Here is a 23,717-nt window from a genome sequence, read left to right on the forward strand (position 1 = left end):
TCATGCGGCGGCGCCCGGCGTGACCGGGACCGCCACCAGGATGCTCTGTTCGCGCCACGCTCAGCCGTGGCGCGCGTTTAAGGAGAGGTAGTATGTATATCGGCATCGATCTGGGGACATCGGGCGTCAAAGCCATTCTGCTCAATGAGCAGGGTGATGTGGTGGCATCGCATACCGAAAAACTCACCGTCTCGCGTCCGCATCCGCTGTGGTCGGAACAAGATCCCGAGCAGTGGTGGCAGGCTACGGACACGGCGATGAAAGCCCTGGGCGCGCAGCATAGTCTGCGCGACGTGAAGGCGCTGGGGATCGCCGGGCAGATGCACGGCGCCACCCTGCTGGATAAATCGCTACAGGTGCTGCGTCCTGCCATTTTATGGAATGACGGCCGCTGCGGCGAAGAGTGCCAGCTGCTGGAGGAAAAAGTCAGCGCTTCCCGGCAAATCACAGGCAACCTGATGATGCCGGGCTTTACGGCGCCGAAGCTCTTGTGGGTGCAGCGCCACGAGGCGGCGGTGTTCAGCCAGGTCGATAAAGTGCTGTTGCCGAAGGATTATCTGCGTCTGCGGATGACCGGCGAGCTTGCCAGCGATATGTCTGACGCCGCCGGTACCCTGTGGATGGATGTCGCCCGACGCGACTGGAGCGATGAGATGCTCGCCGCCTGCGATCTCAGCCGGGACGCGATGCCGGCGCTGTTTGAAGGCAGCGACGTCACCGGGCAGCTGCGTCCGGAGGTGGCGCAGGCGTGGAATATGCCACAGGCGCTGGTGGTGGGGGGCGGCGGCGACAACGCCGCCGGCGCGGTCGGGGTCGGCATGGCCGATGCCGGTCAGGCGATGCTGTCGCTGGGCACTTCTGGTGTGTATTTCGCGGTCAGCGAAGGGTTCCTCAGCAAGCCTGAAAGCGCAGTGCATAGCTTTTGCCATGCGCTGCCGGGCCGCTGGCATCTGATGTCGGTGATGCTCAGCGCGGCCTCCTGTCTGGACTGGGCGGCGAAATTAACCGGTCTCGCCAGCGTGCCGGCGCTGATTGCGGCGGCGCAGTCAGCCGTCGAGAGCGCCGGTCCGGTGTGGTTCCTGCCCTATCTGTCGGGCGAACGCACGCCGCACAACAACCCGCAGGCCAAGGGCGTCTTCTTCGGCCTGACGCATCAGCATGGGCCGGCAGAGCTGGCGCGGGCGGTGCTGGAGGGGGTGGGCTATGCGCTGGCGGACGGCATGGACGTGGTTCACGCCTGCGGCATCAAGCCGCAGAGCATCACCCTTATCGGCGGCGGGGCGCGTAGCGCTTACTGGCGACAAATGCTGGCGGATATCAGCGGCCAGCAGCTCGATTATCGTACCGGGGGCGACGTCGGCCCGGCGCTGGGGGCGGCCAGGCTGGCGCAGCTGGCGGTGCACGGCGAAGCCGACCGCGCCGGGCTGTTGTCGCCGCTGCCGCTTGAGCAAGCGCATCGCCCGGACGATCGCCGAGTGGCCCACTATGCGCCACAGCGGGAAACCTTCCGCCAGATTTATCAGCAGCTGAAACCGCTGATGTCATAGCCTCAGTCCGTCCGGCAACGCCGGGCGGATTACTTCCCTGAATGTCCCGGCTACATCCATCCCAAAAAGCGTATTTGTTTATTCCGAAATCTCCGTTTGGCCGTGCGTAACCTGAGGCATCGCCGGGGGAGTCGGTCATAATCAGCCCCTGTCGACCAGGGAGGTGAGATGAACACAAAACGCAATATTGCCAGGGTGATGATGGCAGCAGGATCGCTGGTTTATCTGCTCGGTATCTGGCGAACCTGCCCGTTGTTTAGCGGTAAAGGTTATTTTCTCGGCGTACTGGTGATGGGGATGTTTGCCGTCCTCGCCCATCAGCGCGCCAGACGGTGGCAGGAACAGGACGACGGTTTTATTGCCTTATGCCGGTTGGTGCTGCTGCTATCGGTCGGCCTGCTGCTGGTGGGCGCCTGGTATGTGCCGGCAGGCTGGCATGAAAAAGCCGTCTATATCGCGGCATGGTTTGTCTGCTTATATGGCGCATCGGCAACCCCCGAACGGATCCGCGTCGCCTGCGCGATGCAAAAAACGGAATAAGCGCCATCCGTGGGCGCGTAAGAGGTAAAAGTAATGGAAAACAAGCACGCGACGTATTCTCCGGCCTTTCATTTAATCTCCTGGATTGCCCTGATCGGCGGCATCGCCACCTATCTGGTCGGCCTGTGGAATGCGGATATGCAGTTGAATGAAAAAGGCTATTATTTTGCTGTCCTGGTGCTGGGGTTGTTTGCCGCAGCGTCTTATCAGAAGACGGTGCGCGATAAATATGAAGCCATTCCGACCACCGCGCTGTACTACACCACCTGTCTGGTGGCCTTCGTCATCGCCGTTGGCCTGCTGGTTATCGGGTTGTGGAACGCCAGTCTGCTGCTCAGCGAGAAAGGGTTCTATGGACTGGCGTACTTTTTGAGCCTGTTTGGCGCCGTTGCGGTGCAGAAAAACGTGCGTGATGCCTGGGACCCGACCCGTGTAAGAGAGCCTCTCAGCGTGCCGGAAGAGGGGCCTGAACTGTGAGTCAGGCCCGCTCTCGGCGGCAGGTCGTTAACTGACCAGCCGCCGGCTATCAACCCGCTGCACCAGGCCGGACAGCAGCAGGCTGCCGAGCAGGGCGGCGCTGAAAATCCACACAATATCCAGCAGCGGCCAGCGGCTCAGTTCCAGATGGCTGGCGCGCAGCGCATGCACAATCAGGGCATGGAAGCCGTAAATTCCCAGAGAATGACGTGCAATACATTCGATACCGGGCAGGGGACGCGCGTTCAGCCAGTTTTTGGCGAGCGTCAGCAGGGCGACCGCGCAAACGAACACCGCCGGCCCGCAGTAGAGATACCAGGTGTCGCCGAAGTCCCCGCGCCAGCGCAGCTCATGCAGCGTGCCGCGGGAGATGACCCACACGGCGGCGAGGAACAGCGCGGCGCAGAGCGGGGTCAGCCATTTTTTATCGGTATCCAGGGTGCCAATAGCCCTGCCCAGCACGCCGTAGAGCACGTAATAAAAGGTGTCGCCATTGATATAGAGGTTGACCGGCAGCCACTCAATCCCGGCGGCTTTGACGCCAACCATGTTGGGGTTGGCCAGAATGCCGAGGATCGCCATCAGCGCCAGCAGCATTTTGCCGTTGACGGATTTAACCTGAATAAGCGGCGAGAGCAGATAGATAACGGCGATAGCAAAGAAAAACCACAGGTGGTAGAAGACAGGCTTCTGCAGCAAATTCTTTAACGACAGCCCGACGTTGATATGGGTAAACAGCGCGATATACAGCAGAGACAGCGCGCTATAGAACGCAATGCACAGGCCAATCCGCCAGAAATGGCGGGGCTGAGCGCTGCGTTCCCCAAAAAACAGATACCCCGAGATCATAAAAAACAGCGGCACGCTGACGCGGGAGGCGGAATTGAGCAGATTGGCGATATCCCATTGCAGCAGGGTAATCGTATGCGGATGAGTGATATACCAGCTGGTACTGTGGATCATTACCACCATCATGCAGGCAATGCCGCGCAGGTTGGTGATCCAGTGTATCTTTTCTTGCATCAGTCCCTCAAAGTCTACTGGCGATATAAGGTCTGACCCGCCTTATGCCCCGGTGTCGCACGAGATTAGTCTGAGTTTTTGATCACAGACTTGTCGCTGTTTCATGATATTCGCAAAATACCTGTAATACTGGATCTTTGCGATAACAACTTGCTGACAAGGCGGTGGAGGAGAACGTGGTGAAAGGTGTCGTTTCCATAATGCTGGCGCTGCTCCTTGCGGGCTGCAGCGAGACCGTTTCCCCGCCGGCGCAAAAGGCGCAGCGCGCGCATATTACACCGCAAACTACGCTCAATATGGCGCAGCTTTGCAAGGATCAGGCCGCTATCCGCTATAACACGCAAACGCAGTTAGTTGACGTGAACCATCTTGAACAATTCCAGGCGAGCTATGAGCTGTCGGGTCGTACCGGCAAGAATGAACGTTTCATCTGTTCCTTTGACCCCGACGGCCAGTTTATGCATCTTTCGATGCGCTGAATCGACCCCGCCTGGCGTAAATTTCGTCCGTTTTCCTGAAACTACGCCGTTTCGTACTGTATATCTCGCAGCCAGCGGGTATACTGACTCCTTCCTTTAAATCCACACGTATCCAGCACGAAATCATATGCAAAAGTTTGATACCAGGACCTTCCAGGGCCTGATCCTGACCTTACAGGATTACTGGGCTCGTCAGGGCTGCACCATTGTTCAACCACTGGACATGGAAGTCGGCGCCGGCACCTCTCACCCGATGACCTGCCTGCGCGCGTTAGGGCCGGAGCCGATGGCGACCGCCTACGTACAGCCTTCCCGTCGTCCAACCGATGGCCGCTATGGCGAAAACCCGAACCGTTTACAGCATTACTATCAGTTCCAGGTGGTGATTAAGCCTTCTCCGGACAACATCCAGGAGCTGTACCTCGGGTCGCTGAAAGAGCTGGGTATGGACCCGACCATTCACGACATTCGCTTCGTCGAAGACAACTGGGAAAACCCGACGCTGGGGGCCTGGGGTCTGGGTTGGGAAGTGTGGCTCAACGGCATGGAAGTGACGCAGTTCACTTACTTCCAGCAGGTGGGCGGCCTGGAGTGTAAGCCGGTGACCGGCGAGATCACCTACGGCCTGGAGCGTCTGGCGATGTATATCCAGGGCGTCGACAGCGTCTACGACCTGGTCTGGAGCGATGGCCCGCTGGGTAAAACCACTTACGGCGACGTGTTCCACCAGAACGAAGTGGAGCAGTCCACCTATAACTTCGAATACGCCGACGTCGATTTCCTCTTCTCCTGCTTCGAGCAGTATGAGAAAGAGGCCCAGCATCTGCTGGCGCTGGAGACCCCGCTGCCGCTGCCGGCCTACGAGCGTATTCTGAAAGCGGCTCACAGCTTCAACCTGCTGGATGCGCGTAAAGCCATCTCCGTCACCGAGCGTCAGCGCTATATCCTGCGCATTCGCACCCTGACGAAAGCAGTGGCGGAAGCGTACTACGCTTCCCGTGAAGCGCTCGGCTTCCCGATGTGCAACAAGAATAAATAAGAGGCGGCCATGTCTGAGAATACTTTTCTGGTGGAAATCGGCACTGAAGAGCTGCCACCAAAAGCGCTGCGCAGCCTGGCGGAATCTTTTGCTGCGAACGTGACCGCGGAGCTGGATAACGCCGGCCTCGCGCACGGTAAAGTGGAATGGTTTGCCGCCCCGCGTCGTCTGGCGCTGAAGGTGGCCAACCTGGCGGCGGCGCAAGCCGATCGCGAAGTGGAAAAACGCGGCCCGGCCGTTGCCCAGGCGTTCGATGCCGAAGGCAAGCCAAGCAAAGCGGCCGAAGGCTGGGCGCGCGGCTGCGGTATTACCGTCGATCAGGCCGAACGTCTGACTACGGACAAAGGCGAGTGGCTGCTGTATCGCGCCCATGTGAAGGGCGAAAGCACCGAAGCGCTGCTGCCGAACATGATTGCCAGCTCGCTGGCGAAGCTGCCGATCCCGAAACTGATGCGCTGGGGCGCGTCTGACGTCCACTTCGTGCGCCCGGTTCACACCGTCACGCTGCTGCTGGGCGACAAGGTGATCCCGGCTACTATCCTCGGTATCCCGTCCGATCGCGTGATCCGCGGCCATCGCTTTATGGGCGAGCCGGAATTCACCATCGACCATGCCGACCAGTACCCGCAGATCCTGCTGGAGCGCGGTAAAGTCATCGCCGATTACGAACAGCGTAAAGCCAAAATCAAAGCCGATGCGGAAGAGGCGGCGCGTAAGATTGGCGGTCAAGCCGATCTGAGCGAAAGCCTGCTGGAAGAAGTCACCTCGCTGGTGGAATGGCCGGTGGTGCTGACGGCGAAGTTCGAAGAAAAATTCCTCGCGGTGCCGTCTGAAGCGCTGGTTTACACCATGAAGGGCGACCAGAAGTACTTCCCGGTTTACGACAACGCCGGTAAGCTGCTGCCGAACTTTATCTTCGTCGCCAACATCGAGTCGAAAGATCCGCAGCAGATCATCTCCGGTAACGAGAAGGTGGTCCGTCCGCGTCTGGCCGACGCCGAGTTCTTCTTCAACACCGACCGTAAAAAACGTCTGGAAGACAACCTGCCGCGTCTGGAAACCGTGCTGTTCCAGCAGCAGCTGGGTACGCTGCGCGACAAGACCGATCGCATTCAGGCGCTGGCGGGCTGGATTGCCGAGCAGATTGGCGCTGACGTGAACCACGCGACCCGCGCGGGCCTGCTGTCCAAGTGCGACCTGATGACCAACATGGTCTTCGAGTTCACCGACACCCAGGGCGTGATGGGGATGCACTACGCGCGCCACGATGGCGAAGCGGAAGATGTGGCCGTGGCGCTGAACGAACAGTATCAGCCGCGCTTTGCCGGCGACGCGCTGCCGTCTAACCCGGTGGCCTGCGCGGTGGCGATTGCCGATAAGATGGACACCCTGGCGGGTATCTTCGGTATCGGCCAGCACCCGAAAGGCGATAAAGACCCGTTTGCGCTGCGCCGCGCCGCGCTGGGCGTCCTGCGTATCATCGTCGAGAAGAACCTGAACCTCGATCTGCAAACGCTGACCGAAGAAGCGGTGCGTCTGTACGGTGAGAAGCTGACCAACGCCAACGTGGTTGATGACGTGATCGACTTTATGCTGGGCCGCTTCCGCGCCTGGTATCAGGACGAAGGCTACGGCGTCGACACTATCCAGGCGGTACTGGCGCGTCGTCCAACCCGCCCGGCGGATTTCGATGCGCGCATGAAAGCCGTATCGCACTTCCGTACCCTGGAAGAGTCCTCCGCGCTGGCGGCGGCGAACAAACGTGTCTCCAACATCCTCGCGAAATCCGACGAGACGCTGAACGACATCGTTCACGCTTCCGTGCTGAAAGAAGCGGCGGAAATTAAGCTGGCGGGCAATCTGGTGGTGCTGCGCGACAAGCTGCAGCCGTACTTCGCCGCAGGCCGCTATCAGGATGCGCTGATTGAGCTGGCCGCCCTGCGCGAGCCGGTGGATGAGTTCTTCGAAAACGTGATGGTCAACGCCGAAGACAAAGATGTCCGCATCAACCGTCTGACGCTGCTGTCCAAACTGCGTGAACTGTTCCTGCAGGTGGCGGATATTTCTCTGCTGCAGTAAGCGTATCGGTAATAAAAAAACCTGCCTCAGGGCAGGTTTTTTTATACCTGAAATATAAGTAGTCGAACCGCTAATAATTCAGGCGTTGATATTTTCATTATTTTCATTGATCAATAAAAAATATTTTAAGAATATATAAACATAATTCCGCAAGTTATTTACGCTAGAATGGCGGCGGGTGCTTGAGACTGTGTGTCTCAGGTATTCAGCGGGAGACAGACAGAGAAAAGCCCCACCTGATAGTCATCAAAGTGAGGCTCCCCTAATGCATGAACACCATAAGCGTAGCCTCTTACTTGTTGAAAATCAACACGGGAGGCGAGGAGTGTCGCGAAAGTATCTGTTGTTTGGCTTAATAGTGATTTGCTTCACTGTTTTATTATTGACCTGGATGGTTCGTGATTCGCTATGTGAATTACAGCTCAGGCAGGGAAATAGTGAGCTGGTGGCATTCTTAGCCTGTGATAGTAAACAGTAAGAGCATCTGGTGGGGATCTATCCCCACTATGCTTGCAGTGTCAGGCATTCTCAATGCACCCTTTCATTGTTCACCAAATAAATCATTTGCCTCCTGATATCAGGAAGCCTTTTTATTTTTAAACGATTGTTGAATTAAACGGGCTTGAAATTCATAGCGGAGTGTGGCTATCCTATGCCCCGACGAATCCCTCGTCTCACTGGAGCGCGCCCTACAAATGAACAAACACGACTGATGAACTTCACGCCTTACCTCGCAGACGTTGCGGGTAGGGGAGTATTGATTTCATTCAGGAGTGCTTATGGCTCATTGCGCCCACATCCCCGCTTTTGTTTTACATCAGGTCACCTGTCAGTTTGCGACGGGGCAGACCCTGTTTGGTCCTCTCAACGTCTCGCTGGAACCGTCCCTTTGCGGTCTGGTCGGCCGGAACGGCGTCGGTAAGTCGCGTCTGTTGCGCCTGCTGGCGGGCCTGGATTCTCCTGCCGGTGGCCATATCGAGCGCGCGGCTTCCATTGCCTGGGTGGCGCAGCAGCCGACGCTTACGCCGGAGACCACCCTCGCTACGCTGCTGGGCTATGCGCCGGTCTTTGACGCCTTGTTCCGCCTTGAGCAGGGCCATGGACTGGCCGACGATTTCGAGCTATTGGATGGCCACTGGGATCTCCCCGATCGGCTGAGTTTAGCTTTCCGTGATGCCGGTCTCCCGCCGTTCTCTGCCGATCGTCCCGCTTTTTCACTCAGCGGCGGCGAGCGGATGAAGGCCCTGCTGTGCGGCGCCTTCGTCTCGGGCGCCGATTATCTGCTGCTGGATGAGCCCACCAACCATCTGGACAGTGAGGGGCGAGAGTGGCTCTATCAGCAACTGGAAAACTGGCACGGCGGAGCTTTGATCGCCAGCCACGATCGTCAACTGCTGGCGCGGATGCCGAGGATCATCGAGCTGACGCCGACGGCGCTGCGCAGCTACGGCGGCAACTATGACGAATATCAGCGGCAGCGCGAGGCGGAGCAGCAGGCGGCGCGCGCGGCGCTGGACCATGCGACGACCGAGCGGCGACGCACCCGCGCGCGAATGCAAAAAGAGCATGATGCTGCCCAGCGGCGCTCGGCGCAGACACTGCGTACCGTTGATACCCTGAATATCGCCTCTTTCGAACGCGTGAAGTACAAAGGCGCGGCAAAAGAGCGTCCGGGAACGCTGCGCCGTCAGCATCGTGAACAGAACAGCAGTCTGAATGGCGCTGTGCAGCAGGCGCGAGAGCGGGTGGAAGAGGATACGCCGGTGATGTTCACCCTGCCAGGCAGCGAAGTGGCGGCGGGCAAGCAGGTGCTGGTCGTGGAAGCATTGCAGCTCGCCCATTCCCCCGCTGCGCCGCTGGACTGGCGCATGGATGGTCCGATGCGCGTTGCGCTGCGAGGGCCGAACGGCTGCGGCAAAACTACCTTGCTGAAAACGCTGCTGGGGCTGGAGCAGGCCGCCTCAGGCGATGTCCGGCTGTCGGTGAGCGCCGCTTATCTGGATCAACATCTGACGCAGCTGGATCTGTCGTTATCGGTGATAACGCATCTGAGCCTGGAAGATACTCCGCTGGATGAGGGGCTGCTGCGGACCCGTCTGGCGCAGCTGCAGCTGGGCGCCGATAAGGTCAACCTGCCGCTGGCGGCGCTCAGCGGCGGCGAACGCCTGAAAGCGGCCCTGGCCTGCGTGCTCTGGCGACGCGATCCGGCCCAGCTGCTGTTGCTCGATGAGCCGACCAACCATCTCGATTTAGCGTCGACACAGGCCATTGAGTGTGCGCTGGCGACGTTTCCCGGCGCGTTGGTGGTGGTGTCGCATGACGAGGCGTTTCTGCAGGGGTTGAAACTCACCCACAGCCTGACGTGGGGGGAAACGGGCTGGCACGATACCCGACTCTGAATGCCCGGCAGCCGCCATCGTATGCTGGCGGCGGCTGGCGACAGATAAAAAAAATCCCCGCCATCAGGCAGGGATTCTCGATTCTTAGCGGCTTGAACTTACAGAGAAGTTACGTTGCCAGCTGCCGGGCCTTTAGCGCCGCTTTCGATGGTGAAGGAGACTTTCTGACCTTCGTCCAGGGATTTGTAGCCATCGTTCTGGATAGCAGAGAAGTGTACGAACACGTCTTTAGAGCCATCGTCAGGAGTGATGAAGCCGAAGCCTTTGTCAGCGTTGAACCATTTTACGATACCAGTCATTTTACCGGACATAGTGAATTACCTTTAAAAAAATAAGTGAGCCTTGCGGCGTAGCGGTCTGGACTACAGATTTAAAGCGATAAAGGGAAAGTTCACTACGGGGGTATCTTTGGATAACCTTAGAAGGACTGCTCTATTCGACTGCTCTGTGGTCTGTACATCAAACCTGCGAGCATTAACGCACGTTCAGCACCTGATAGCAAACTTTTTTTTACGGCGCAGCGGCAAAAGCTCCCTTACTGGCCCTTGCCGCTGCGCGCTGGATTAATCGAGTAACTGTCTTGAAAGCTGCGGATTGGCCTGAATCAGGCGCATTAATTTCAGCTCTGTGGGGGACGGTCTTACCCGTCTCGACTCCCACTCTCTTACCATGGCGACGCTCACGCCCATGGCGTTGGCGAAGTCGTCAATCTTAAGTCCAGTGCCTTTACGCAGCTGTTCAAATTCACTAAACACAGTGGACTTACGGTTTGAGGTAAGTGTCTGATTATCGTCCTTAAAAACGATGTGTTCCAGGCTGCTCAGCAGTTCAAACACGGGATCTTTATATTCCATTGAGAACTCCTTTTATCACACAGCGGAAGAGATTTTTCTAAAGCTCTTTAAGAATAGTCAGAAAAAGGCGTAAAGGATGGTAACGTCCGTGATTATTTGCCAGCAGGTTATCGAATCGGCCCCGTCAGCCAAACGGCAACGGGGCCTAAGAGAATGATTACTAACGCGATGGCGTGGCTTCGAAAATTTTTGTAAACGGATAAGAAAAAAGCGGCAAAGCCGGCGCGGGCCGCCGGCTTATCGATCAGGCTTTCTGCAGACCTCTCGCGTCCTCTGTCGCCACGGGCGCTGATTTACTGACCCGGTATTTAATCAGCAGCGCGATGGCTGACAGGAACGCCGGGATGGCCAGCAGGGTGAAAATGGTCTCAAAAGAGAGCTGGGCCTGCATCAGGAAGGCGCCGCTGAACGCACCGAGGATCCCGCCGAAGCGGCCGATACCCAGCATCCAGGCGACGCCGGTGGCGCGCCCTTGCGTCGGGTAGAAGCCTGCCGCCAGCGCCGGCATCGACGACTGCGCGCCGTTCATAATACTGCCGGCGATAAACACCATCACTCCCATCAGCGCCAGGCTGCTGGTGGAGAAGCCGACCAGACAGACGAAAACGCCGGTCAGCAGCCAGCCGACGGCCACCACCTTATTGGGGTTGATCTTGTCCATCAGGGCGCCGAGGATCAGCACGCCAATTCCGCCGCCGAGCGGGAACAGAGCGGTGATAATTGAGGCCTGACTCATCGATGCGCCGGTTTCACGGATCAGCAGCGGCAGCCAGCTGGTCAGGAGATAGAAGATCAGCAGACCCATGAAGTAGGTCAGGCACAGCATCACGGTACCCACTGCGTAGCGCGGGGAGAAAATGACGCCGATAGCCGACTTCTCTTTCACCTGGCCTGCTTCGCGCAGCTCAAATTCCACCGCCTCCGGCAGCGGCGCGATACGCCGCAGGATGGCGGCAATGCGCTGCGCCGGCTGACGCTTCACCACCAGATAGCGGGCGGACTCCGGCAGCAGAAAAATTAAAGCCACCGCCAGCAGGAGAGGCATCACGCCGCCCAGCACCAGCACGCTCTGCCAGCCATAGTGCGGGATCATCCAGGCGGATAAAAAGCCGCCCAGCGACGATCCCATCGGAAAGCCGACGAACATCAGGTTCACCAGCAGCGCCCGACGGCGCTCCGGCGCATATTCGCTCATTAACGTGGCGGCATTGGGCATCGCTGCGCCAAGGCCCAGGCCGGTCAGAAAGCGCAGCAGCGTCAGCTGGTTAAGGCTGGTGGCAAAGGCGGTGAGCAGGCTGAATCCGCCGAACACCACGATCGACATAATCAGCACTTTCTTGCGGCCGATACGATCAGCCAGCGGTCCCGCGGTTAACGCGCCGACGGCCAGGCCCACCAGCGCGGCGCTCATCACCGGGCCGAGGGCGGATTTTTCCACGCCCCACTCCTGGACCAGGTCGGAGGCGATGAATCCGATGATCGCGGTGTCGAACCCGTCCATCGCGACGGTGATGAAGCAGAGCGCGAGGATCATCCACTGGTAGCGGGTGAAGGGGTGCTCGTTGATAAAGGCCTGAATGTCGATGGTTGTCTTAGTCATACGGCTTTCCTGGCAGACTGAGCGAGGGACAGAGGTTTGTTATTATCGTCGCCTTCGCGTCATTGAGTTTGATTTGTGCGATAATCGAACGCATCGCCGTTAATCGCTCATTCATCAAATCATTGAAGCGCTGACCAGGCAATCCGGGCGCGCGCCAAAGCGTGCGATTATCGTCCGCTTCCGGGCGAGGCGCCGGTTGATGGATTTTTTGTTTAAAGAATATCAATAAGTTACGTGATATGCGTCGGCCTGATTTAAAGCGCATATTTGTGATGCGCATAACAGACGCGCCAGGCGGCGATAGCGGCGTATGGAATGGCGTTTTTCCTGCGTAAGATTAGCAGTAAAGGGTATCCTGCGAGGCCGAGCTGGACTATCCTTGTCAGCGTCTGGCACGTGTGTGTCTTTGTGCGCTTTTTTTGGCTGAAAGGAGTAAAAAAATGGCGACAGGAAAGTCCTGCTCTCGCTGGTTTGCGGCTATGGCGGCCTTATTAATGGTGGTTAGCCTGAGTGGGTGTTTTGATAAAGAGGGCGATCAGCGCAAAGCGTTTATCGACTTCCTGCAGAATACGGCGATGCGTAGCGGTGAACGACTGCCGACGCTGACCGCCGATCAGAAAAAACAGTTTGGGCCGTTTGTCTCTGACTACGCGGTGATCTACGGCTACTCGCAGCAGGTGAGCCAGGCGATGGACGCTGGTCTGCGCCCGGTGGTGGATAGCGTCAATGCGATCCGCGTTCCGCAGGACTATATGACCCAGCGCGAGCCGCTGCGTCAGGCGAACGGCGCGCTGGGCGTGCTCAGCCAGCAGCTGCAGAATGCCAAAATGCAGGCTGATGCCGCGCATGGCGCTCTGAAGCAGGCTGACGATCTCAAGCCGGTCTTCGATCAGGTATACGCCAAGGTCGTCACCGCGCCAGCCGACGCGCTGCAGCCGCTGATCCCGGCCGCGCAGATCTTTACCCAGCAGCTGGTTCAGGTGGGGGATTTTGTCGCTCAGCAGGGGACCCAGGTGAGCTTTGTGGCCAACGGCATTCAGTTCCCGACCTCGCAGCAGGCCAGCCAGTATAATGCGCTGATTGGGCCGCTGGCGGCGCAGCATCAGGCGTTTAATCAGGCATGGACGGCGGCGGTGAACGCCACCCGCTAATGCCCCGTCTGGCTGACGTGAGCTGCGGCGAACGGGCTGGATGACGGACAGAATGCAAAAAGAACCCGGGGAGGGCGATGGCCGCCGCTACCCGGGTTTTTTTATGGCTTATTTTACCTGCGGATTGACGCAGTTTTTCTCGACCTTGCCGTTCAGGGCATCGATCAGGTTATCCACCGCGCAGGCCGCCATGTTGTAGCGCGTCTCATGGGTGGCGGAGCCGATATGCGGCAGCGCGACGACGTTCGGCAGGCTCAGCAGCGGCGAATCTTTAGCCAGCGGCTCGTGCTCGAAGACATCAAGGCCGGCAGCGTGTATCTCCCCCGCCTGCAGGGCGGCGATCAGCGCCTGCTCATCGACCACCGGGCCGCGCCCGGCGTTAATAAAGATGGCGGAAGATTTCATTTTGGCGAACTGCGCCTGACCGAACAGATGGTGGGTCTCTTCGCTCAGGGGCAGGATCAGGCAGACAAAATCGGCTTCCTGCAGCAGGGTATCGAGATCGCAATAGCGGGCGTTGAAGCGCTCTTCTGCCTGCGGATGCTGGCGGCGCGCGTTGTACAGGATCGGCATGCCGAACCCGAAGTGGGCGCGCTGCGCCAGCGCCATGCCGATGCGGCCCATGCCGACGATACCTAAGGTTTTATGGTGTACGTCGGTGCCGAACCAGTCTGGCCCAATGCTCTTCGTCCACTCGCCCGCTTTGACGCGCTCCGCCACTTCCACCACCCGGCGGGCGGTGCTCAGCACCAGCGCCATGATCGTATCGGCGACGGTCTCGGTCAGCACGGTCGGGGTATGCATCAGCAGCACCCGGCGGGCGTTCAGCGCCTCGACGTCGAAGTTGTCATAGCCAACGGACACGGTGGAGGTCGCACGCAGCTTCGGCATCTTCTCCAGCAGCGCGGCGTCAACCTTTTCGCTGGAGCCCAGCAGGCCCTCAGCCTGGGCGAAGGCCTCAGCGTGCTGCGAAACGGTCTCCGGCCGCAGGTTTTTCACCTGAGTGACGGAAAAGTGCTCCTCCAGACGCTGTAGCAGGTCGTCGGGAAGCGTTTTATAGAGAATGACAGACGGCTTCATGCGAATCTCCGTAGTGTGAGTCGTTCAGGCGTGATGAGCGCCAAGTGGAAGGTTTTGATTATTAGCAGGCTTAACAATCAAAGTCAGCCATACTGAGGCGAAAAGCGCCACCCCCATAAAAATATAGGAAGCTGCGGGGCTGCCGGTGGCGCCGTTCAGGTAGCCGACAAACCACGAGCCGCAGAAGGAGCCCAGGGCGCCCATGCTGTTGATCAGCGCCATCGCGCCGCCGGCGACGTTGCGTGGCAGCATTTCCGGAATAATGGCGAAGAAGGGGCCGTAAGGCGCATACATTGCCGCACCAGCCACCACCAGCAGGGTGTAAGAGACCCAGAAGTGGTTGGCGCCGACCGCCCAGGAGCCGATGAAGGCCAGTCCGCCAATCAGCAGCAGCGGCCAGACGAACAGCTTACGGTTCTGCATTTTATCGGAGGCCCAGGAGACCACGATCATGGCGATAGTCGCCGCCAGGTACGGAACCGAAGAGAGCCAGCCCACTTCCACCATCCCCATATTTTCGCCGCCGCTGCGGATAATCGACGGCAGCCACAGTACAAAGCCGTACACGCCGATGCTCCAGGCAAAGTACTGAGCGCAGAGCAGGATCACGTTGCGGGAGCGGAAGGCCTCGCCATAGTTACGCACCGCTTTGATGCCCTGCTGTTCACGATCCAGTTGTTCCTGCAGCGCGGCTTTTTCACTCTCCGCCAGCCAGGATACCTGCGACGGTTTATCTTTCACCAGCACCCACCAGCAGAAGGCCCAGATCACCGCCGGCACCCCTTCGATGATGAACATTTCCCGCCAGCCGAAGGCCTGAATCAGGTAGCCGGAGACCACCGACATCCACAGGACCGTCACCGGGTTGCCGAGGATCAGGAAGGTGTTGGCCCGCGAGCGCTCGGATTTGGTGAACCAGTTGCTGATATAGATCAGCATCGCCGGCATCACCGCCGCTTCGACGACGCCGAGGATAAAGCGAATGGCCGCCAGCGCCGGGATATTATGCACAATCCCGGTCAGGGAGGCGCAGCCGCCCCACAGGATCAGGCAGATAAAGATCAGTTTGCGAACGCTGCGGCGCTCCGCATAGATAGCGCCGGGGATCTGGAAGAAGAAGTAGCCGAGGAAGAACAGGGCCCCCAGCAGGGAGGAGATCCCCTTGGTGATGCCCAGGTCTTCGGTAATGCCTGCCGCGGAGGCGAAGCTGAAGTTGGCGCGGTCGAGGTACGCCAGGCTATACGTGATAAACACGATAGGCATGATGTACCACCAGCGTTTCGTTGCATTTGTTGAGCTATTCATAGGCTTGCCTCTGTCAATGAGGTGACATACGCCCGTCGAAACGGACGCTGCTGTGCCGCGCTGCAGGTAGGGTACAGGACGGCTGTTATGGTTGCGTATAAATGTTATTCGCCCAGCGCGTCGCGGGTGGGCAGCCCCTCGCTGTCGCCCTGGACCTGAATGGCCAGCGAACCGATTTTATTGCCGCGGTTCACCGCCTGAAGCAGGGTTTTGCCTTCCAGCATGGCGCTAATCACCCCGACGGCAAAGCCGTCGCCGGCGCCGACGGTATCGACGACGTTTTCGACTTTGATGGCATCAACCGTTCCCTGTTCGCCGCTGGCGCTCTTGAACCAGGCGCCGTCGCAGCCGGTTTTAATGACCACCGCCTTGACGCCGCGCGAGAGATAGAAATCGGCGATCCCCTCCGGGGTCTGCTGGCCGGTGAGGATGACGCCCTCTTTTAAGCCTGGCAAAACCCAGTCAGCCTGGAAGGCGAGACGGTTGAGTTTCTCCACCATCTCGGCTTCGCTTTTCCACAGCACCGGCCGCAGATTGGGGTCGAAAGAGAGGGTTTTGCCCTCGGCTTTCATGACCTTCGACGCATGCTCCAGCAGCGCATATGAGCTTTCAGAGAGCGCGGCGGCCACACCGCTCAGGTGCAGATGACGGGCGCTGGTGAAGTAGTCGGCGCGAAAATCGTCCGGCGACAGATGGCTGGCGGCAGAACCTTTACGGAAATATTCCACAATGGGATCGGTTCCATTTTCGACTTTCGATTTCATCTGGAAACCGGTAGCGAAGCGGTTGTCGACGGCGACAGCGTGGCTATCGATCCCCTCTTTCGCCAGCGATTGCAGTACGAAGCGGCCAAAGCTGTCGTTGCCGACGCGGCTGACCCAGCCGACCTTCAGACCCAGGCGCGCCAGGCCGGTGGCGACGTTCAGCTCAGCGCCGGCGACACGTTTCATAAAATGCTCCACCTCGGCCAGATCGCCGGTTTCGGTGGCGACAAACATGGCCATAGCTTCGCCGATGGTGATGACATCTAAATTTTCCACGGCTTATTCCTCGCGTAACAGGTTGACGTAGCGGCGGGTCACGGCCGTCAGGTCATGGCCAGTCAGCGGAAACTCGATTCCACGCGGCGCGTCGGCGGGAAGATTATCGAGCAGGGCCAGCCAGCGGTCGGCGGCCTGATCCGGCGGCACAGCGCGGAATTTCTCCTGATGAGGCTCCGCCGCTTTTACATGAATATAGCTGACCGCCGGCGCAAGATGGCGGGCGGCCTCTTCCGGCGAATCGCCGACCCACAGCCAGTTGCCCATATCAAACGTTAAGGTGATCGGCAGCTGATGGACCCGACAGGCGGCTTTGAAGCGCTGCATCGGCGCCAGCTGGCCGCAGTCGGTCTGGTCATTCTCCACCACCAGCGCCATGCCGCTGTCGCTGAGGATATCGCGCAGTTCGTCGAGCTGCTGGTTGTGGCGGAAATGGCCAAGGGAGAGCTTCAGCCACAGGGCGTTAAGGGTCTGCGCTTCCGCGAGCAGCGTCGGGAGATGCGGGTTAAGCTCGCCGTTGTCGGCGAACAGCGCCTGGGGCGCGGAGTAGCAGGCCAGCAGGCCGTGGCGCTCAATGGTGGCGGCCAGCGTCGGCAGGGCGTTGAGCTCTTCGGCGCTGAACAGCTCGCGGCGGATTTCGACGCCGTCCGCGCCGGCGTCGGCGATAAACGGCAGGACGGCGGCCTGGCCGCCTAAGGATTTAACATGGTCATTACCATACGCAGCGGTAACGACAATAATTTTTCTGGCCATCGCGCTCTTACTCCCGGCGTTTGTTGCTTAATCTCCTTATTACGCTAGATGGTATCGGTTCCATAAGAAAGGGCGAGATGTTTAATTTATGATCGGCATCACGAAGGATCGTTAACGGGAAGTTGATCCGCGGACGATAAGCTCGCCGGAGAAGACCCGCTCGCAGATGGGGTCGTTACTGCCAGCAATGCGCCGAATCACCTGTTCCACCGCCGCGTAGCCGATCTGCCACGTCGGCTGTTTGAGGGTGGTGATGCCGACGCCAGCCAGCTCCGCCCACTCCAGTTCGTCGAAGCCCAGCAGGCCGATATCGCTGCCCCAGATCAGGCCGACGCGTTTCAGGGCGCGGGCTACCTGCAGCGTCAGCGCGCCGTTGGCGGAGATCACCGCTTTGCGCATCCCGCGGTGGCGGGCGTGGAACTGGCGCAGGACGTTGTCCATCATCGCGCCGTCGTTGAGCTGCACTTCGGCGTTTTCGGCCACCACGCCGTGGTGGCGGGTGAGCGTGGCGCGGAAGGCGCTCAGGCGCTCGCGGCGGGTATTGACCGACCCCAGCGGTTCGCTAAGAAACAGGATGGCCTCGAAGCCTTTCTCCACCAGGTGTTCGGTGGCGGTGGTGGCGGCCTGGGCGTTATCAAGCCCGACCACATCGCAGGCGAAATCGGGGATTTTACGGTCAATCAGCACCATCGGCAGGGCCGACTGCTGCAGGCGGTTCAGGCCATCCTCCCGCATGCCGACCGCGTTGACGACGATGCCTTCCACCTGGTAGCTGCGCAGCAGGTCGAGGTAGTGCAGCTCCTGATCCAGCTCGTTATTGGTGTTACACACCAGCAGAGTGAAGCCCTTTTCCCGGCAGGCCGCTTCAATGCCGCTCATAACGTTGACCGAATAGGGGTTGGTGATATCGGCGATGATCAGGCCGATGAGGCGGGTTCGGCCGTGCTTGAGGCCGCGGGCCATCAGGCTGGGGCGGTAGTCGAGTTCGGCAATGGCTTGTTCAATACGTGATAACAGATCGTCGGAAAGCAGATGCTTCTCGCCGTTAAGATACCGTGAAATGCTGGTTTTGCCGGTCTTTGCGGCTTTCGCCACATCGCTAATGGTTGCACGCGCCGCTTTCGCCATGGTGGCTTCCTTTGCTGAAAATCTGCCAACACCTTAGCGCGAAAAATAGCGATATCAAGCATTTTGCCCGGCAGAGGCGCGGCCGGGCAACATGAGGATGCGCTTATTGCAGCGGGCTGAGGGTGATTTCCACGCGACGGTTCTGCGCCTTGCCTTCCGCCGTGCTGTTGCTGGCGATGGGGTTCGCCGGGCCCATGCCGGTGGTGCGAATGCGGTTGGCCGCCACGCCCTGGGTGATCAGCGCGCTGGCGACGCTGTCAGCACGCTGCTGCGACAGACGCATATTCAGGTCCTTACTGCCGGTGCTGTCGGTGTAGCCGACGACGTTAACGGCGGTTTTCTCATACTCTTTCAGTACCATGGCCACGCCGGTCAGGGTGTTGGCGCCGGCCGGTTTCAGGTTGGCGCTGTTGCTGTCGAAAGTGACGTTATTCGGCATGTTCAGCACGATGTTGTCACCATTTCGCGTCACGCTGACCCCGGTTCCCTGCATTTTGTCGCGCAGCTTCGCTTCCTGCACGTCCATGTAGTAGCCAATGCCGCCGCCCAGCGCCGCGCCTGCCGCTGCGCCAATCAGCGCGCCTTTGCCGCGGTCGTGTTTGGAGGAGGAAAGCGCGCCGACGCCAGCGCCCACTAAGGAGCCAATACCTGCGCCAATACCGGATTTGCCTGCTTCACGCTCACCGGTATAGGGGTTGGTGGTGCAGCCGGAAACGGCCAGGGTGCCGCTGACCAGAGCCGCAATCATAAGTACGCGTTTTTTCATTTAATGTCCTTAATCCTTTTTATTCTTTGCCACAGCGAACGTGACGGTTGATTATGACGCGCGAATACGTAGAAAATTCCCCGCATACCATCTCATTTTGTAAATAACATTGAACGGCGCCGATTCGCGCCGTCACCACACCTGCCTTCGCTGACCAGGAGCCGCCTTTGCCAACCTCATCTGCAACCAAAACCATTTTAACCGCCGCCCACTGGGGACCGATGCTGGTGGAAACGGACGGGGAAAACGTCCTCTCCTCCCGCGGCGCGCTGGCGACGCCGTTTGCCAATTCGCTGCAAACGGCGGTGCGCGATCAGGTGCACAGCAAAACCCGCGTGCGCTACCCGATGGTGCGCAAAGGCTTTCTCGCCTCTCCGGACAAGCCCCAGGGGGTCCGCGGTCAGGATGAATTTGTGCGGGTGAGCTGGGAGCAGGCGCTGGATCTGATCGATGCCCAGCATCGTCGGATCCGCGAAAGCTACGGACCTGCCTCCATTTTTGCCGGATCCTACGGCTGGCGTTCTAACGGCGTCCTGCATAAGGCGGCCACCCTGCTGCAGCGCTATATGAGCCTGGCGGGCGGCTACACCGGCCATCTCGGGGATTACTCCACCGGCGCGGCGCAGGCGATCATGCCTTACGTCGTGGGGGGCAATGAGGTGTATCAGCAGCAGACCAGCTGGCCGCTGGTGCTGGAGCACAGCGAGGTAGTGGTGCTGTGGAGCGCCAACCCGCTGAACACGCTGAAAATTGCCTGGAACGCCTCCGACGAGCAGGGTATCCCGTGGTTCGACCGGCTGCGCCAGAGCGGAAAGCGCTTGATCTGCATCGATCCGATGCGATCGGAAACGGTCGATTTCTTTGGCGATTCGATGGAGTGGATCGCGCCGCATATGGGCACCGACGTCGCGTTGATGCTGGGTATCGCCCATACGCTGGTGGAGAATGGCTGGCAGGACGACGAGTTTCTTGCCCGCTGCGCCAGCGGCTACGAGATTTTTGCCCGCTATCTGACCGGCGAAAGCGACGGCGTGGCGAAAACCGCCGACTGGGCGGCGGCTATTTGCGGCGTCTCAGCAGATAAGATCCGCGAACTGGCGAAACTTTTCCACGAAAACACCACCATGCTGATGTCTGGCTGGGGCATGCAGCGCCAGCAGTATGGCGAGCAGAAACACTGGATGTTGGTCACCCTGGCCGCGATGCTGGGGCAGATTGGCACCCCGGGGGGCGGGTTTGGACTTTCCTACCATTTCGCCAACGGCGGCAACCCGACCCGCCGCGCGGCGGTGCTGGGCTCGATGCAGGGGAGCGTGGCCGGAGGCGTGGACGCCGTGGAGAAGATCCCGGTCGCGCGGATTGTCGAGGCGCTGGAGCATCCGGGTGCGGAGTATCAGCACAACGGCATGGCGCGGCGCTTCCCCGATATTCGCTTTATCTGGTGGGCCGGCGGCGCCAACTTTACCCATCACCAGGATACCAATCGCCTGATTCAGGCCTGGCAGAAACCAGAGCTTATCGTCATCTCCGAATGCTTCTGGACCGCCGCCGCGCGTCATGCCGATATCGTTCTGCCGGCGACCACCTCGTTTGAGCGCAACGATCTGACGATGACCGGGGACTACAGCAATCAGCATCTGGTGCCGATGAAGCAGGTGGTCGCCCCGCGGGGTGAAGCGCGCGATGATTTCGCGGTCTTTGCCGACCTCAGCGAACGTTGGGAGGCGGGCGGCCGCGAGCGTTTTACCGAAGGGAAGAGCGATCTGCAGTGGCTGGAGACCTTCTATCAGATGGCCGCCCGGCGCGGCGCCCAGCAGCAGGTGACGCTGCCGCCGTTTGCCGAATTCTGGCAGGCTAACCAGCTGATTGAGATGCCGGAGGCGCCGGAGAATGCCCGTTTCATCCGCTTCGCCGCCTTCCGCGACGATCCCCTGGCCAACCCGCTGAAAACGGCGAGCGGTAAAATTGAGATCCACTCGCCGACCATCGCCGCCTTTGGCTACGCCGACTGCCCGCCGCACCCGATGTGGCTGGAGCCCGACGAGTGGCATGGCAACGCCGAGGCGGGGCAACTGCAGCTGCTGTCGGCCCATCCGGCACACCGTCTGCACAGTCAACTGAACTACTCCGCGCTGCGCGAACGCTATGCCGTCGCCGGACGCGAACCGTTGACTATTCATCCGCAGGATGCCCGGGCGCGGGGGATTGCCGATGGCGATCTGGTGCGGGTGTGGAACGCCCGCGGTCAGGTGCTGGCTGGCGCGGTGGTGACGGAGGGGATCCGCCCGGGGGTGATATGCCTGCATGAAGGGGCGTGGCCCGACCTGGATCCGGTGGCGGGCATCTGCAAAAACGGGGCGGTAAACGTCTTAACCAAAGATATCCCGACATCCCGTCTGGGCAACGGCTGTGCCGGGAACACCGCCCTGGCATGGCTGGAGAAATATACCGGCCCGGCGCTGCCGCTTACAGCATTTGATCCGCCGGCCAGCGCATAATCCAGGTGGGGTGCTGAGTATCATCCTGCCATGCGCAATCTTCAATGCGGAAGCCTTGCGCATGGTAGAAACTGACCGCTGATTCGTTTTTCTGATAAACCTCAAGGCTAAGCCAGGCGTAGTGCTGCTTGACTTCATCCAGCAGCGCCCGGCCAATGCCCTGGCGAATGGCGTCCGGCGCGACGAACAGCGCGCCGACGAAGCGGGACTCCAGCACGCTGACAAAGCCTTTTAGCTCTCCGTCGCGCTCCCAGACCCAGGTGCTGGCGGCGGGAAGATAGACGTCCCGTACCACCGCGACGCTGTCGCGCCAGTAGCTTTCGCTGATAAAGGGATGGGCATGGATCGTACTATCCAGCCACAGGGCCAGCAGCGGTGTATTATCTTTAGCGACCCACTTGCGGATCATCCTGACCTCCCGGGTGACAGAAGCAGCCGGTGACATGGTCGTTGACCAGCCCGCAGGCCTGCATAAAAGAGTAACAGATCGTCGAACCGACAAACTTAAAGCCGCGTTTTTTCAACGCTTTAGAAAGCGCATCAGAGGCCGGCGTCGTGGTCGGGATCTCCGCCAGCGTCGCCGCGCGGGTGACCTGCGGCGCATTGTCGACGAAAGACCAGACAAAATCAGTGAACGACTCGCCATTTTCCTCCATCGCCAGATACGCCCGGGCGTTGCCGATAATGGCCTGGATTTTTCCCCGATGGCGGATAATTCCGGCATCCTGCAGCAGCCGCTCGACATCATCGTCCCCCATCGCCGCCACGCGCACCGGATCGAACTGGTGAAAAGCCTGGCGATAGTTCTGCCGTTTTTTTAACACCGTGATCCACGACAACCCGGCCTGCTGGCCTTCAAGGCAGATCATTTCAAACAGCCGCTGGGACGCTTTTTGCGCGACACCCCATTCGGTATCGTGATACTCGATATATAACGGATCCTGACTCACCCATCCGCAACGCTGCATAGCTATTTCTCCCTCTGCGCTAAAAAAGTGGACGCCCCGGCTTGACGACTGAAAGATAAAGATAATAGTTAATACAGGGAAATCGTATCCCCAAAAAAACACAGCAATAATGCCGATTCGGCTCTTTTCTGGAGTCGCATTAATGATAATAAAGAAATGCAATGGCCTCCGGGGGTTCTTGTTCCCGGTGTGCGTATCCGTCTGGGTATCGTGTGTCTCTGGAGCGAATGCCTGGCAACAGGAATATATCGCTATCGATACAAAAAGTAATACGTCGGAACGTTATACATGGGATAGCGATCACCAACCACGCTATGAAGATATCCTCGCCGAGCGGATGAAGTCGTCTGAAACGCCGGGCGGACTGGCGTTAAACCAGGGGCTGGCGCCGCCGGACAGCAGCCGGGGGATGAGCGTCGGCTGGAATTATCTGCTGGCAAACGGCATGACCTCCGGGCCGGTGGCCAGCCTGCGCAGCGACTACAGCGCGCCGGCGACGAAAAGCGTTGGCGAGACGGGATATGTCAACACGCTCGGCTGGCGTATGGATTATCAGTCGCTGTGGGGCGTGCACCCCTGGGCTCAGGTGAGCTATAACCAGTCGCTCGCCAGCGATGCCTGGTCGCCGACCACTCGCGCCAGAGAGGGCGGCTGGAGTGATGTCACCCTGGGCGCCGATATGCCGCTGGGATCGCATGTGGCGGCATGGGCCACCCTGTCGCAGGCGGATAATGTCCCGTCGGGGGAAAATACGCTCTATCTGATGGGGGTCAGCGCCAACTTTTGAGCGGGGATTGTTACGTGTTTGAAACGATGCGGTTATTGTTAAATCTCAGTAATGGCGCATTTCTGTGAGATAGCGCACACTAACTTTTTTGCTGATATTCGCGGAATGAATGTCATGCAATGCCATTCATTCCGCCATTAATGCATTTCATTCCCTGCTGATGGCAGTTCATGCCTTTTTCCCCACTGGATGAGGGGCCTTCGC

General features: G+C 59.3%; 24 protein-coding genes. 11 read left to right on the forward strand and 13 right to left on the reverse strand.

The window, feature by feature from the left end; translation table 11 throughout:
- The first annotated feature begins 92 nt into the window (after positions 1 to 92).
- From xylB to yiaA, 3 genes are all read left to right on the forward strand, one after another.
- Entirely contained in the window at positions 93 to 1,547 is a 1,455-nt protein-coding gene (gene xylB, locus ABLV54_RS13370; protein WP_050533473.1) for a xylulokinase, read from the forward strand.
- A 168-nt stretch (positions 1,548 to 1,715) separates the two neighbouring features.
- A complete protein-coding gene (yiaB, locus tag ABLV54_RS13375; protein ID WP_032454341.1) occupies positions 1,716 to 2,087 on the forward strand; it encodes an inner membrane protein YiaB in 372 nt (123 codons plus the stop codon).
- 33 nt (positions 2,088 to 2,120) lie between these two features.
- Positions 2,121 to 2,564, forward strand: coding sequence for an inner membrane protein YiaA (gene yiaA, locus ABLV54_RS13380; protein WP_032454340.1), 444 nt, complete (start codon positions 2,121 to 2,123; stop codon positions 2,562 to 2,564).
- A 27-nt stretch (positions 2,565 to 2,591) separates the two neighbouring features.
- Here yiaA and ABLV54_RS13385 read toward each other — a convergent pair whose 3' ends face one another.
- Positions 2,592 to 3,587, reverse strand: coding sequence for an acyltransferase (locus ABLV54_RS13385; RefSeq protein ID WP_032454339.1), 996 nt, complete (start codon positions 3,585 to 3,587; stop codon positions 2,592 to 2,594).
- Between the two features lie 179 nt (positions 3,588 to 3,766).
- Here ABLV54_RS13385 and ABLV54_RS13390 point away from each other — a divergent pair, with 179 nt between their 5' ends.
- From ABLV54_RS13390 to ABLV54_RS13410, 5 genes are all read left to right on the forward strand, one after another.
- A complete protein-coding gene (locus tag ABLV54_RS13390) occupies positions 3,767 to 4,066 on the forward strand; it encodes a YsaB family lipoprotein (protein ID WP_072096573.1) in 300 nt (99 codons plus the stop codon).
- A 127-nt stretch (positions 4,067 to 4,193) separates the two neighbouring features.
- Positions 4,194 to 5,105: a glycine--tRNA ligase subunit alpha gene (glyQ, locus tag ABLV54_RS13395; RefSeq protein WP_023291326.1), complete on the forward strand. Its 912-nt coding sequence runs from the start codon at positions 4,194 to 4,196 to the stop codon at positions 5,103 to 5,105.
- A 9-nt stretch (positions 5,106 to 5,114) separates the two neighbouring features.
- Positions 5,115 to 7,184, forward strand: coding sequence for a glycine--tRNA ligase subunit beta (gene glyS, locus ABLV54_RS13400; protein ID WP_023291325.1), 2,070 nt, complete (start codon positions 5,115 to 5,117; stop codon positions 7,182 to 7,184).
- A gap of 325 nt (positions 7,185 to 7,509) precedes the next feature.
- The gene (gene hokA / locus ABLV54_RS13405) at positions 7,510 to 7,662 is read left to right on the forward strand and encodes a type I toxin-antitoxin system toxin HokA (protein WP_032454338.1); all 153 of its coding nucleotides are present in this window, start codon (positions 7,510 to 7,512) and stop codon (positions 7,660 to 7,662) included.
- Positions 7,663 to 7,963: 301 nt separating this feature from the next.
- Positions 7,964 to 9,583, forward strand: a complete 1,620-nt coding sequence (locus ABLV54_RS13410) for an ATP-binding cassette domain-containing protein (RefSeq protein ID WP_050533472.1) — start codon at positions 7,964 to 7,966, stop codon at positions 9,581 to 9,583.
- A 98-nt stretch (positions 9,584 to 9,681) separates the two neighbouring features.
- On the opposite strand, the gene cspA is transcribed toward ABLV54_RS13410, so the two are convergent.
- The 4 genes from cspA to ABLV54_RS13430 all read right to left on the reverse strand — a co-directional run bounded on the left by cspA (position 9,682) and on the right by ABLV54_RS13430 (position 12,317).
- Positions 9,682 to 9,894, reverse strand: a complete 213-nt coding sequence (gene cspA / locus ABLV54_RS13415; RefSeq protein ID WP_000014594.1) for an RNA chaperone/antiterminator CspA — start codon at positions 9,892 to 9,894, stop codon at positions 9,682 to 9,684.
- 252 nt (positions 9,895 to 10,146) lie between these two features.
- The gene (locus ABLV54_RS13420) at positions 10,147 to 10,437 is read right to left on the reverse strand and encodes an HTH-type transcriptional regulator (RefSeq protein ID WP_004205010.1); all 291 of its coding nucleotides are present in this window, start codon (positions 10,435 to 10,437) and stop codon (positions 10,147 to 10,149) included.
- A 244-nt stretch (positions 10,438 to 10,681) separates the two neighbouring features.
- A complete protein-coding gene (locus ABLV54_RS13425; protein ID WP_023291321.1) occupies positions 10,682 to 12,037 on the reverse strand; it encodes an MFS transporter in 1,356 nt (451 codons plus the stop codon).
- A complete protein-coding gene (locus tag ABLV54_RS13430) occupies positions 12,030 to 12,317 on the reverse strand; it encodes a hypothetical protein (RefSeq protein ID WP_064158052.1) in 288 nt (95 codons plus the stop codon). The genes ABLV54_RS13425 and ABLV54_RS13430 overlap by 8 nt, the downstream gene beginning before the upstream one ends.
- Before the next feature lie 160 nt (positions 12,318 to 12,477).
- Between ABLV54_RS13430 and ABLV54_RS13435 the strand changes: the two genes are divergently transcribed.
- Positions 12,478 to 13,188 (forward strand): DUF3053 domain-containing protein, encoded by a 711-nt coding sequence (locus ABLV54_RS13435; protein WP_002921929.1) that lies wholly within the window; start codon positions 12,478 to 12,480, stop codon positions 13,186 to 13,188.
- A 108-nt stretch (positions 13,189 to 13,296) separates the two neighbouring features.
- Here ABLV54_RS13435 and ghrB read toward each other — a convergent pair whose 3' ends face one another.
- The 6 genes from ghrB to ABLV54_RS13465 form a co-directional block, all read right to left on the reverse strand.
- Positions 13,297 to 14,268, reverse strand: coding sequence for a glyoxylate/hydroxypyruvate reductase GhrB (gene ghrB, locus ABLV54_RS13440; RefSeq protein WP_023291320.1), 972 nt, complete (start codon positions 14,266 to 14,268; stop codon positions 13,297 to 13,299).
- Between the two features lie 24 nt (positions 14,269 to 14,292).
- Positions 14,293 to 15,573, reverse strand: a complete 1,281-nt coding sequence (locus tag ABLV54_RS13445; protein WP_004205006.1) for an MFS transporter — start codon at positions 15,571 to 15,573, stop codon at positions 14,293 to 14,295.
- A gap of 104 nt (positions 15,574 to 15,677) precedes the next feature.
- A complete protein-coding gene (locus ABLV54_RS13450; protein WP_050533471.1) occupies positions 15,678 to 16,613 on the reverse strand; it encodes a sugar kinase in 936 nt (311 codons plus the stop codon).
- Between the two features lie 3 nt (positions 16,614 to 16,616).
- Positions 16,617 to 17,366, reverse strand: coding sequence for a xylose isomerase domain-containing protein (locus ABLV54_RS13455; protein ID WP_049013063.1), 750 nt, complete (start codon positions 17,364 to 17,366; stop codon positions 16,617 to 16,619).
- A 111-nt stretch (positions 17,367 to 17,477) separates the two neighbouring features.
- Positions 17,478 to 18,494, reverse strand: coding sequence for a LacI family DNA-binding transcriptional regulator (locus ABLV54_RS13460; protein ID WP_023291318.1), 1,017 nt, complete (start codon positions 18,492 to 18,494; stop codon positions 17,478 to 17,480).
- A 103-nt stretch (positions 18,495 to 18,597) separates the two neighbouring features.
- Positions 18,598 to 19,260 (reverse strand): OmpA family lipoprotein, encoded by a 663-nt coding sequence (locus ABLV54_RS13465; protein ID WP_023291317.1) that lies wholly within the window; start codon positions 19,258 to 19,260, stop codon positions 18,598 to 18,600.
- Between the two features lie 167 nt (positions 19,261 to 19,427).
- Between ABLV54_RS13465 and ABLV54_RS13470 the strand changes: the two genes are divergently transcribed.
- Positions 19,428 to 21,758, forward strand: coding sequence for a molybdopterin guanine dinucleotide-containing S/N-oxide reductase (locus tag ABLV54_RS13470; RefSeq protein ID WP_050533470.1), 2,331 nt, complete (start codon positions 19,428 to 19,430; stop codon positions 21,756 to 21,758).
- Here the strand turns inward: ABLV54_RS13470 and ABLV54_RS13475 are convergent.
- On the reverse strand, positions 21,727 to 22,167 hold the full coding sequence (locus tag ABLV54_RS13475; RefSeq protein ID WP_032454332.1) for an N-acetyltransferase: 441 nt from the start codon (positions 22,165 to 22,167) through the stop codon (positions 21,727 to 21,729). The two genes, ABLV54_RS13470 and ABLV54_RS13475, sit on opposite strands and share 32 nt — an antisense overlap.
- Positions 22,145 to 22,726 (reverse strand): DNA-3-methyladenine glycosylase I, encoded by a 582-nt coding sequence (gene tag, locus ABLV54_RS13480; protein WP_044525019.1) that lies wholly within the window; start codon positions 22,724 to 22,726, stop codon positions 22,145 to 22,147. The genes ABLV54_RS13475 and tag overlap by 23 nt, the downstream gene beginning before the upstream one ends.
- A 142-nt stretch (positions 22,727 to 22,868) precedes the next feature.
- On the opposite strand from tag, the gene ABLV54_RS13485 reads away from it, so the two are divergent.
- Entirely contained in the window at positions 22,869 to 23,513 is a 645-nt protein-coding gene (locus tag ABLV54_RS13485; protein WP_023291313.1) for a lipase, read from the forward strand.
- Positions 23,514 to 23,717: the final 204 nt, after the last annotated feature.

It is taken from the genome of Klebsiella sp. JB_Kp042 (assembly GCF_040065275.1).
In the GTDB taxonomy this organism is placed as follows: domain Bacteria; phylum Pseudomonadota; class Gammaproteobacteria; order Enterobacterales; family Enterobacteriaceae; genus Klebsiella; species Klebsiella quasipneumoniae.